The organism is Pseudomonas sp. 15C, assembly GCF_055484735.1.
The window spans coordinates 1-11,108 of record NZ_JBUDGD010000096.1 but is presented as its reverse complement, the minus strand read 5'-3'; the positions used below and the strand labels follow the sequence as shown (position 1 = coordinate 11,108).

The following is an 11,108-nucleotide window of genomic DNA, read 5'->3' as shown; positions in this document are numbered from 1 at the left end:
TTGCTTCGCTGCACCTCCTTCCGCTGTGTCTGGCTGCGCCAGACGGTCGCTGCGCTCCCACGCCCGGATCAATCCCTGCGCTCAGCCTTCCGATGTCGCCGGTGACGCAAGATCAAGATCAAGAGCACGCGAGCTAACGCTCATTGTTGAGTGGTTAGAAGCGCCGCAAGGCTTGAGATCTTCGGTGGATTTGCCCCTCACCCCAGCCCTCTCCCGGAGGGAGAGGGAGCCGATTTGTGGGCTGTTCAAAGTTTACGTACGACTCGGTATTTCACCTCGGCGTAACTCTCGCATCCACCACGGTCAGTTCCCTCTCCCTCGGGGAGAGGGCTAGGCGGGCGGCGTTCCGATGAGGGGCTTTTGATCTGCAGGGTCTGCACGCACGAATCGGTAATCCGCATTCATAACCATAAATCTTCCACACCAAACCAACCCCCAACCCCCAACCCAGACCCCCGCTCCCACCACTCATTACAATGAGCGCCAGCTCGAGTGCTCTTGATCCTGCCGTGCCGGCCCCTTCGGCAGGCTGAGTGGAGGGATCGATCCGGGGGTGGGAGCGTAGCGACCGTCTGGCGCAGCCAGACACAGCGGAAGTAGGTGCAGCGCAGCAAACCGTAGCCGCTGCGCCCGGATCGGTCCCGGAGCGAAGGAACCCGAGCCTGCGAGGGCCGTACGCCGGGGCCAAGCCTTTTTGGGTACTTTTTCGGCGTTTGGAAAAAGTGCCTCGCCGTAAGGGCGAAACCGCCAGCCGCAGCACCCAAAAAAACGGATATTCACCCAAAACTCAAAACTCAAAACCCAAAACCCAAGAGCATGGCCGGCCCAAAGGCCGCCAAGCGCAAAAAAAAACGCCAGCAATCGCCGGCGTTTTTTTAAACTCAAAGCGCTGAAAGCCTCACCAGTTGTAAGTCACATCAGCCGTCATCGTCCGGCTCTCACCGTAGTAGCAGTCAAGCGTGCTATTACACGCAGCCACATACTTCTCGTTGGTCAGGTTCTGCAGGTTGGCCTGCAATTTCACACCCTTGACATGCAGTGGCGATTTTTCCAGATCGTAGGAAACCATCGCGTCATACACGGTGTAAGACGGCACCTGGAAAGAATCCGACTCGTAGTCCGAACCGTAACTCTGCTGCACATAGCGCGCACCCAGACCCATGCCGAAACCGGCCAGCGCCGTGGAAATATCGAAGTCGTAGTTGACCCATGCCGACGCGGTCAGCGGCGGAGACATGGCCACGGTGCGACCTTCGCGGCCATCGTTGGCGCTGTGCCATTTGGTCTGGTTACGCGACACGGCGGCGAGTACGCGCAGGTTCTGGGTGACGTTGACCTTGCCTTCCAGTTCCACGCCACGCGAACGAACGGTACCGCTCTGCACGCTGAACCCCGGGTTGTCGAGGTCGGTGGTCAGCATGTTGTCCTGGTCGATCTGGTAAGCCGACAGTTGAATAAAACCGTCGACGAAGGTCGGTTCGTACTTGATACCGACTTCGTACTGCTTGCCGGTGGTCGGCTCGAAGGCGCTGCCGCTCAGGTCGGTACCGGTTTGCGGCAGGAACGATTCGGCGTAGCTGACGTATGGCGTGATGCCGTTCGCGAATTCATAGCCCAGGCCCGCGCGGCCGGTGAACTTCTCGTCCTTCTGGTTGCTGTGGCCACCGCTCAGGGGTTGCTTGTTATCGGTTTCGGCAAAGTCATAACGACCGCCGAGCGTCAGGAACCACTGATTCCAGCGCAGTTGGTCCTGGGCGTACAGGCCGGTCTGAGTGATGGTGTTGTCCCACTTGTAGGGCTGGCGGAAGTTGATCGCGCTGCCATATACCGGGTTGTACAGATCGATGCCCGGCGCGGTGCGGTCGTACAGGCCGAGGAACTTCGAGTTGAAATGGTAGTAGTCCACGCCGAGCAGCACGGTGTGCTCGAGTTCGCCAGTGTTGAACTTGGCCTGGGCGATGTTATCGATGCCGTAGACCTTGTTGTGCTGCGACCAGTCCACCGCGTAGCGGCTCTGGAAGCTGTTGTCGTCGAGGCCGGTCACCGGGTTGGTCGGGAATGAATAACCGTGCAGCGGCGCGACATATTGGTCGTTGACGTCGGCGTAGCGCGCGTTCTGCTTGAAGGTCCAGATGTCGTTGAGTTCGTGCGCGACCTCGTAACCGACCACGAATTGCTCGCGGTGGTATTTGTTCACGTCCGGCTCGCCGATGAACAGGCTGCGGCCGATGCGCCCGTTGGACGTGCTCTTGACCGTGCCGAATGCCGGCAGGCCCTGGGCTTCCGGTACGTCGTGGTCTTTCTGGTACTGGCCGAATACGGTGATGGTGGTGCGGTCGTTCGGCAGCCAGGTCAGGCTCGGCGCGAGCAGCATGCGGTTCTGGCTGGCGTAATCGATCGCCGAGCCACTGTCGTTGACCACACCGGTCAGGCGATAAAGGAATTCGCCCTGATCGTCGATCGGGCCGCCGAGGTCGAAGGCGCCGTATTTACGGTCATAGCTACCACCGCCGATTTTCACTTCGTGCAGCGGGGTGGCGGTCGGGCGCTTGCTGACCATGTTGACGATACCGCCGGGCTGGTTCTGGCCGTACAGCACCGAGGCCGGGCCCTTGAGTACTTCGATGCGCTCCAGGGTGTACGGGTCGATCTGCAGCGAACCGCCGGTGCTGCCGCCGCCATAGGGCATGTGCAGGCCGTCGAGGTACAGCGGGGTGGGCGAGAAGCCGCGCGAGGTCGGTTCGTCGAAAATCTTCACCCGGTCAGCGAAGCCGCCGCCGGTCATGCCCGGGGTGTAGCGCAGGGCTTCGGTGACCGATTGTGAGCCGCGCATCTTGATCTCGTCCTGGGTGACGACGTTGATGGTCTGCGGGATGACTTTGATCGCGGTATCAGTCTTGGAGCCGGTGGCGCTGCGTTTGGCGACGATGCCGTCGACCGGGCCCCAGGCCGATTCGGCAGTGGCGGAAATGTTCGTCGGTGCGAGGTCGAGGCTGGTGCCGCTGTTGCTGCGCGAGCGCAGGGCGACGTTGTTGCCGTCGACGCTGTAGGCAATGTCGGTACCTTTGAGCAACTGCGCGATCGCGGCCGTCGGTTCGAGGGTGCCGCTGACGGCGCTGCTGCGCAGACCACTGACTTCATCCGGGCTGTACAGCACTTGCAGGTTGGTCTGGCGACCGAATTCCTGCAAAGCGCTCCCCAGCGACTGTGCAGGAATATTGATCGCCACGGCTGCAGCCTGTGCCTGACCGACGATCGGCAGCGTGAGGGCCATGGCGCACAGCGCCGGCAAAGTGGAACGCAAGGAGCGGCGGATCAGCAGAGCCTTGGCGAGCGGGTGGAGTCCGTGCGGTGCGGGCATTATTCTTCTACTCTTCAAAGTGTTGACTGAGAACTATTTCTATTAACTGTAGATAAGACGTTGAGCCCTCCGAAAACCGGAAAGGCTCGACACAGTTTTTTTACACATTTTTCACAATCAGGCCGGTTGCAGCTCGGTCAGCACTTTGCCGGCGTTCATCCGCACCAGTTGGTCGGCCACGTCGAAGTAACGATCGTCATGGGAAATGACGATGATGGTTTTGCCCAAGCGTTTGAGATCGGGCAGCAGCTCGGTGTAGAAAATACGCCGGAACGTCGGGTCCTGATCGGCGGCCCATTCGTCAAACACCAGCACCGGACGTTCTTCCAGCCACGCATTGACCAGTGCCAGGCGCTTGCGCTGCCCGGTCGACAGGTCGGTGGTGGTGAAGGCGCCGTCACGCACGCTGACCTTGTGCGCAATCTCCAGCCGTTGCAGGTATTTGTTGGCGTCCTCGGGGATCTGCGTATCGCCCTGGACCACGTCGTCGAACAGGTAGTAGTCGGCAAAGATTGTCGTGAACAACTGGCGGTAATCATCGCGGTTCGCCGCGTCGATCAACTGCTCGTTGAGGCGGATCTCACCCTGCTGCGGCGCGTAAAGGCCCAGCAGCAGTTTGATGAGGGTGGTCTTGCCGCAGCCGTTTTCGCCGACGATGAAAACGATGTCGCCCTGTTCGATCTTCAGGTTCACCGGCCCGAGACGGAAGGGCGCAGCGCCTTCAACGGTCGGGAAACTGTAAGTGACATCGCTCAGTTCGAGGCTGTGTACCGTGTTGTTTTTCGGCGCCTGCTCGCTGAGCAGCAGGTGCGGTTCGGGCGAGGAAAATTGTTCCGACAGATCGGCGATGCGGCGGAAGGCGATCTGTGCGCGGCTGACAATCGGCAGCGTACTGATCAGGTGCTCCAGCGGGCCTTTCATGTACAGCAATACCAGCACGAAGCCGCTGATCACTGCTTTGTCTGCGCTCGGCCAGAACGATTGCAGGACCAGCGCCAGGCCAATCACCACGAAAAACAGCATCGAGCCGAGCGTCTTGGCGATGACGAAAATGTTCACCGAGCGCACCTGGGTGTCGCAGATCTTGTTCGCCGTGCCTTCGATGCCCGAGACGAACATGCGATGGCGGCGCGGGCGGTGGATGCGCAGCTCTTTCGCGCCTTCAGCCACGGCGTGGTAGTTCTTCTGCAGCTCGTCTTCGTAGTCGCGGGCCTTCATGAAGCCCTGCATGCCGCGGCCGCGGGCGATGTACTGGATGACCGTGCTCAGCGCAATCGCCACCACCACCATCAGGAACATCGGCCACGACAACAGGGCCAGATAGCCCATGCAGCCGAGCGTGACGGTCATGGAAATCGCCAGCGGGGCAAAAGCAAACGCGAAGTCGCTGATGGTGTCGACGTCGTGGGTCAACACCGGGATCAGCCGATGGCTGCGGTAGCGCTCGATCTGCTCGATGGGCGCCGACAGGACTTTCTCACCCAGCTCTTTGCGCAATCTGGCAATGATGTGCTGGCCGACATGGTTGGTGCCGATGTCGGAACAGATCGAACTGGTCAGGGCCAGCAGGCACAACCCGGCGAACACCGCGACCATGCTGTTGCTGACGGCGCCTTCGCTGTGCAGCACGCTGTTGATGGTCGCCAGCAATGCGGTGACGCTCAGCCCGCCGAGCATGCCGAGCAGGGTCGAGACGATGACGATCAGCCGAAAGGGTTTGAGCAGGGCGAACAATTCGTTGATCACCCCGCGTGTTGGTTTGCTCATGGAGGTTCCCTGCTTGAAGGAGCGGCGAAGCCCGCATGCCGGAGCGCGGAGTTCGCCTGGATGACGTAGAGGGCGGTGGCGCGCCGTGGCGGTTCGCGCTCACCTGTAAAACGGCTGGCAGGACGGCGAATTTAGCCGGGCGCAGGCGTTACAGATCGCGGGCGACCCGAAAGCCGATCCAGTCGCCGCGGGTGTCGGTGTAGGTGGCGTTGCGATTGCCCGAGCGGGAAAACACCGGCGCTTCACCCCAGTCGTTGCCCCGGATGCGCCGCACTTCGCACTTGCCGCTCAGCCAGGCGCTGCCATCGCTCGGCGCGCCGACGTAGTTCTCGTTGTAGCAATCGGCAGTCCATTCATAGAGGTTTCCGTGCATGTCGTAGACGCCGAAGGCGTTGGCCGGAAAACTGCCGGCCGGCGCGGTGAAGTTGTAGCCATCGGCGGCGCCATAGGTGTTGGCGTGTCGGGCGATGCTGTATTCCTTGCCTTCATCGAAGGGGAAGGGGAACGGGCCGCTGCTGCCGCCACGGGCGGCGTATTCGCGCAGGGATTCGCTGACCAGTCGATAAGCCTTGCCGGTCTTTTTCGACAGCCACGCCACGTAGGCCTCGATTTCCGCAAAGTCCATGCACACCGCCGGATGCTTGTCGGTGTACTGCTTGCGCGGGTCGCTGCCCTGATAGTCGGGAATTCCGGCCTTGCACGCCCGGCCGGGGCGCGTGTCGCCATCGGGCATTTGATAGCCGGTGTCCTTGAGGTAGGCGTCCCACTGACCTTTGAGAATCTGGAAACGGCTGATCGCCAGCGGCTTGGCGAACGTCACCGGATGCATCGGACCTTCGTCTGGCTCGCGCCCGACTTCGTCCTCCGGGGTGCCCATGGTGAACGTGCCGGTCGGCAGCACGACCATTTCGGGGCAGTCCTTGCAGTCCTTGAATACCTTGCCGGGTGCCAGCGGGGTGCTGGCCTGGGCGGTAGCCGGCGACAACAGGACGGCGAGGGTGCCGAGCATCAGCGCCGGCAAAGGCTGCAGAAGAAAACGACGTGGTACGGATTTCATGGCGGCTCTCACTAAAAGAAGAAGGGGGCTCACAGGGCCTGGTCGAGCACGGCCAGCAGGCGGTCGATCTGCGCTTCGTCGTTGAGCAGGCCGGGGGCGGTGCGGATCACCGGGCCGACGTCGCGGTGCACGGCATCGGCAATCACGCGGTTGGCCATCAGGTGCGCAGCGACCTTGTCACTGTCCTTGCCCTTGACCCGGAAGAAGGTGAAACCGGCCGACAATTGCGGGCTCAGCGGCGTCACCATCTCGATCTGCGGACGTTGTTGCAGGCGTCGCTTGAGGTAACTGTTGAGCGCATGAATGCGCGCTTCGACCTCAGCCTTGCCCAGTTGCAGATGCAACTTGAAGGCTTCGTCCAGCGCCCAGCGGTGCTCGAAGGCGTGATAACCGCCGGGCGTCATCGTGGTGGAGAACGCGGTGGCCTCGGAGAAGGTCGGAATCACCGGGGTGACGTATTTCACCTCTTCGAAGCGGCTGCAAATGATCCCGGTGCCCCGTGGGCCGAACATCCATTTGTGCGTGCCGGCGATAAAGAAGTCGCAATTCATCTGCGCGAAATTCAGGTTGTCGACGCCGAAGCCGTGAACGCCATCGACCACGTAGACAATGCGGTCGGCATCGCTGCGGCCGCGATTGTGCTTGTCGACGATCGCACCGATCGCGCCAATCGGCAGTTTCAGACCGCTGCCGGAGTGGACCCAGCACATGCCCAGCACGCGGGTTTCCGGGCGGATCGCATTGTCGATGTTGGCCAGAATTTCGGCTTGGCTGGCGCTGAACACGTCCTTGAACAGCGGAATTTTGCGCACCCGTGTGCCGTCGCGTTCGCTGCGCAGCGCAAGGGTGGTGTGGGTGGCGTAATGTTCATGGACGGTGGTGAGGATTTCCTGATCGGCGCGTACGTGCACGCCACCGTAAATCGTCGCCAGGCCTTCGGTGGTGCTGCCGGTCAGCGCGATCTGTTTCGGGCTGGCCTCGAGGTAACGGCCGGCCCAGACCCGCACGTTTTGTTCACGCTGTTCTATCACCCCCAGATCCCAATCCATGGCCAGGCCGGGATTTTTATCGAGGGCGGCGCGATGCCGGGCAATCGCCTCGCGCACCGGTTTGGGGTGCGAGGTGATGAGGAAGTTGGAGAAATGCAGATAGTCCGGATCCTGCTCGAACAGTTGCTGCAATTGCGCCCACTGGTTGCGCGGCAGCGGTGCGTTGCTTGCCGCACGGGCGACATTCGGCAGGCTCGCCCCCAGCGGCAGCGCGGCGGCTAGAATCCCGGCCTGCTTGAGAAACTCACGACGATTGCTCATGGCGTGGCGGTTCCCGGCGCGGTGGCCAGTGCCGGTTTCGCGGCTTTCTCGACCTGATCCCAGACGCGCAGGAAGTTGCCGCCCCACAGCTTGGCAATGTCCGCTTCGGAGTAGCCGCGCGAGATCAGCTCGGCGGTGACGTTGCGAATCTCGCCCACATTTTCGAAACCTTTGACGCCGCCGCCCTCGTTGAAGTCGGAACTGATGCCGACATGATCGATGCCGATTTTGCGGACCGCGTAATCGATGGCGTTGCCGAAGTCCTTGAGGCTGGCTTTGGGCTCCTCCTCGAGGATGCCGTAGAGGCGGCTGGCGTACTGGCCGAATTTCTGCTCGGACCATGCCGCGATGATCGGGTCGCCGGGCATCAAGGCCATGGCCAGGTTCGGCAGCGGTGGCAGGTCGAAGTCCTTGCGCATCTCGTTGAGCTTGTCCTGCGTGGCCTGGGTCAGCGGGCGCAAGTACTGGGAAAATGCGACGATCTGCACCACGCCGCCGCTGTTCTTGATCAGCTGCATTTCCTTGTCGCTGAGGTTGCGCGGTATATCGACCATCGCCCGCGGCGCCGAATGCGAGGCGATCAGCGGAGTACGGCTGAGTTGCGCAACCTGCTCGAGGGCTTTGCTCGACATTTGCGACACATCGATGATCACCCCCAGATCATTGAGGCGCCTGACCGCTTGCTTGCCCAGATCCGAGAGGCCATCGAGGGCGTCCGGTGAGTCGTTGAGAAACGGCAGCGGCCGCGACGAGTCGGCCCAGTCGTTGTTGCCGATGTAGCTGAAACCAAACATGCGCATGCCACGCGCCGTCCACAGATCCAGCAGGTTCAGGTCGTGGCCCAGCGGGTAGGCGTTGAGCATGCTGATGAAAATCGCGAATTTACCCTCGCCGTGCAGGCGACGGAAATCGTCCGGCGTGTAGGCGATGGCGACTTGATTGGGATAGTCGCGAACCATGCCGCTGATGATCTTGAAGCGGATTTCCTGCTGGTTGCGCGCCTCGTCGACGAAGCCGGGCGTCGGTTTGTGCGGGGCGTTCGGGCCGTTCCACATTTCCGGCCAGCCGAAGATGGTCAGCGCCGCACCGGACAGTCGCCCGCGATTGGCCTTGGCCAGGTCGAACTGACCGTCGCCGTCCTTGTCGGCTTCGTGGCCATCGGTGCCGAAGTTCTGCGTCAGGCTGACGTGGCTGTCGAAGGACAGCATGCGTTCGTGCAATTCATCTGCCTGTTGCATCACTTTGACCGGGTAGCCGAGATCGTCCTTGAACCAGTGGTGCCACACGGCAAAGCCGGCGCCGGCGCTGATCGCCAGGGCTAACGGCAGGCCGATGAATAGAGCCTTTTTCGAACGTGGTTTTGTCATTGCCATCTCAGTCGGGTTCGCCAGTGAGGTGCAGGCGCGGCGGCCTTTGCTATCTGGGAAGAACGAGTGATCGGCGGGGAAATTTAGGCTGGCCGCGTGCCGGCGAACATGCCGCTTAAATTTGCCGGAGCAACAAACGTTCTAGCTTGGATAAAGCCTGCTTCATGGCTGACACAGGTAGGGCAATGAAGATTTCTCGACGATGGTTCATGGCCGGTCTGGCGCTGACCGGCGCGGCCGTGCCAGCGGCTTATTTCGGGCATCGCGAATGGACCAGACCGGACCCGACGATCACCCCGGGCGAAGCCTCTTTCGATGTGGCGGACGTGGCCGGTCAGCGCCTGGCGAACGCCTTGCGCGGGGTCTGGGATATCCGTTTCGAAGGCGCCGATGCCGGCCTTGAAGGCTTGCCGAATACCGGTCTGCAAGTGTTCCTCGATATCGGTCAGAAGGGCCGCGGCGTCTGTGGTTTTCTCGACACGCCGCAGCGCTTGCGCTCTGGCGACACACCGCGTTACCGGATTCTCGGCGATCTGGCCAAGGCCGATGCCGCGAAACTCAGCTGGCGGTTGATCGGCGCCGATGGCCAGATCGGCTATGAGCTGGAAATGGTCCTCGATGAAGTCTGGGCCGACTTCGGCAATGCCGGCAGCGGCACCCTCAGCGGCAAGGCGCTGCGTCTCGATCGGCCATTGAGTTTGCCCGTGCAGGACAACCGTTTCGTTGCGGTCAAGCAATTGTTCCCTGAAGCCCGCGAACGCACACCGCTGAATGAAACATTGCTGGCGTGGCTGATTTCCCCCGAGCATCGCCTGTTCCACCAGTTGTGGCATGCGACCCGTGACAAGTGGCACAAACTCCCCGAGGATAAGCGCGAGGCATTGCGCGGCATCGGTTGGCAACCCGGCCCTCGCGATCACGAGCGCGATGCCCGTGGCCCGCGCAAGGATCGTAATGGCTCGGGTGTCGATTTCTTTTTCATGCACCGGCACATGCTGGGTACTGCGCGCTCGATGCAGCATTTGCCGTCGTGGGAGTATTTCCCGCTGCCGCAGCCGGAACTGATCCGCGACCGGCTCGGTTTTGCCCGCTATTTCGATAACCACGACGGCACCGCGTTACCGCCGACCTGGACCGCCGCCGGCGACGATGAATTCAGCCAGTGGGTCAGCGACATCAAAACCGCCGAAACCTATGAGAGCAACTTCCAGGTCTGGGAGTCGCAGTACCGTGACCCGGCGTACCTGGCCAGACTGACCCTGGGCCAGTTCGGCTCCGAGGTCGAGCTGGGCCTGCACGACTGGCTGCACATGCGCTGGGCCTCGGTGCCGCGCGATCCGTCGAATGGCCAGCCGGTGCCGTTCGCACGCGATCCGGCCGACTTCGCCGCGCGCTGGTACCGCCCTGAAAACGACTTCCTCGGCGATCCGTTTTCCTCGCACGTCAATCCGGCGTTCTGGTATTTCCACGGCTGGATCGATGACCGCATCGAAGACTGGTTTCGCGCCCACGAACGTTTTCATCCGGGCGAAGTCAAGCGATTGCAAGTCAATGGCGTGCCATGGTTCGCCCCTGGGCGCTGGGTCGAAATCGACGACCCGTGGCTGGGCCCGATCACCCACGGCTGCAGCCCCACGCCCGGCCTGCAGATGGGCAAAACAGTAGAAATGGACCCCGAAACCATGAAACTGGCACTGCGCATCACCTTCCTCACCGACGAAGAAAAACTTGAAGGTTTGTTTCGCCGCGTGCCGCAGCGACCTTGGTATGCGCGCAACCTGAAGGCTAAAACCAGCCCGGCTTGAGGGCTGGGTTATCGTTCATTCGCGAGCAGGCTCGCTCTCACAAATGAACCGAGCGCAATGGCGTCAGAATCGAGAGCCAGAGCATAAGCAAAATCAAAAGCCCCTCACCCTAGCCCTCTCCCAGAGGGAGAGGGGACTGACCGAGTGGTTTGATAGAGATACGCCGACTGAGATTTCGAGTCGAACTCAAGTTGTGAACGGCTCACAAATCTGCTCCCTCTCCAGGGGGAGAGGGCTGGGGTGAGGGGCGAATCCACCGAAAATCTCAAGCCATGTGGCGCTTCTAACCACTCAACAATGAGCGTTAGCTCGAGTGCCCTTGATCTTGATCTTGCCTAACCAGCGACATCGGAAGGCTGAGCGGAGGGATTGATCCGGGCGTGGGAGCGCAGCGACCGTACGACGAAGTCGTACACAGCGGAAGTAGGTGCAGCGAAGCAA

At 61.4% G+C, this 11,108-nt stretch carries 6 protein-coding genes; 1 reads left to right on the top strand and 5 read right to left on the bottom strand.

Features of this window, described 5'->3' with window-relative positions; translation table 11 throughout:
- Nucleotides 1-898 precede the first annotated feature (898 nt).
- The 5 genes from ACYYKW_RS25830 to pvdM all read right to left on the bottom strand — a co-directional run bounded on the left by ACYYKW_RS25830 (nucleotide 899) and on the right by pvdM (nucleotide 8,862).
- Nucleotides 899-3,361, bottom strand: coding sequence for a TonB-dependent siderophore receptor (locus tag ACYYKW_RS25830; protein ID WP_093102915.1), 2,463 nt, complete (start codon nucleotides 3,359-3,361; stop codon nucleotides 899-901).
- 117 nt (nucleotides 3,362-3,478) lie between these two features.
- Nucleotides 3,479-5,128, bottom strand: coding sequence for a cyclic peptide export ABC transporter (locus tag ACYYKW_RS25825; RefSeq protein ID WP_093102912.1), 1,650 nt, complete (start codon nucleotides 5,126-5,128; stop codon nucleotides 3,479-3,481).
- Between the two features lie 148 nt (nucleotides 5,129-5,276).
- A complete protein-coding gene (pvdO, locus tag ACYYKW_RS25820) occupies nucleotides 5,277-6,185 on the bottom strand; it encodes a dihydropyoverdine dehydrogenase (protein ID WP_464991522.1) in 909 nt (302 codons plus the stop codon).
- Between the two features lie 29 nt (nucleotides 6,186-6,214).
- Nucleotides 6,215-7,495, bottom strand: coding sequence for a pyoverdine-tailoring periplasmic protein PvdN (gene pvdN, locus ACYYKW_RS25815; RefSeq protein WP_464991521.1), 1,281 nt, complete (start codon nucleotides 7,493-7,495; stop codon nucleotides 6,215-6,217).
- The gene (gene pvdM, locus ACYYKW_RS25810) at nucleotides 7,492-8,862 is read right to left on the bottom strand and encodes a pyoverdine-tailoring dipeptidase-like protein PvdM (protein ID WP_464991520.1); all 1,371 of its coding nucleotides are present in this window, start codon (nucleotides 8,860-8,862) and stop codon (nucleotides 7,492-7,494) included. The genes pvdN and pvdM overlap by 4 nt, the downstream gene beginning before the upstream one ends.
- A gap of 185 nt (nucleotides 8,863-9,047) precedes the next feature.
- Here pvdM and pvdP point away from each other — a divergent pair, with 185 nt between their 5' ends.
- Nucleotides 9,048-10,667, top strand: coding sequence for a pyoverdine maturation tyrosinase PvdP (pvdP, locus tag ACYYKW_RS25805; protein ID WP_464991519.1), 1,620 nt, complete (start codon nucleotides 9,048-9,050; stop codon nucleotides 10,665-10,667).
- The last annotated feature ends 441 nt before the right edge of the window (nucleotides 10,668-11,108 follow it).